The sequence below is a fragment of the Bacillus sp. SIMBA_005 genome, assembly GCF_046535585.1.
In the GTDB taxonomy this organism is placed as follows: domain Bacteria; phylum Bacillota; class Bacilli; order Bacillales; family Bacillaceae; genus Bacillus; species Bacillus pumilus.
In genome coordinates this window covers 1-378 of sequence record NZ_JAWRWI010000085.1, presented here as the reverse complement: position 1 = coordinate 378, position 378 = coordinate 1, and the positions used below count along the sequence as shown (strand labels likewise).

Sequence of the window (378 nt, the reverse complement as noted above, 5' to 3'; positions counted from 1 at the left end):
GGCGGCGATCTACTGCGTGCAAACAGCTCGTCTACTCAGATTTTGGAAGCGCCGAAAGCGGGAGACGATAGGTCAAAGTCTTTAGTGGATTATCAGCGGTCATTGCGAAGGCTGTCTCAACTTGATCCAACAATCGTATTTCCTGGTCACGGCGAGCCTATCACCAGTGTACAAGCGCTGATTGAGAAGCGTTTTGACAAGCAGAGGAACAGGACGGAGGATGTTCGTCGCATGCTGGATGAAAAGCCGATGACCGCTTTTCAGGTCTGTCAGCAGCTTTTTCCTGCTGTATATGAAAAGGAATTGTTTTTAACGATGTCAGAAACGGCAGGTCACCTTGATGTGTTAGAGGCTGAAGAAGCCATTACGTCATATTGG

The 378-nt window shown here is 48.4% G+C and carries 1 pseudogene; it reads left to right on the top strand.

Annotated features, from left to right (window positions below):
* Nucleotides 1-378, top strand: a pseudogene (locus SB660_RS19215) (MBL fold metallo-hydrolase); the annotation flags it as partial.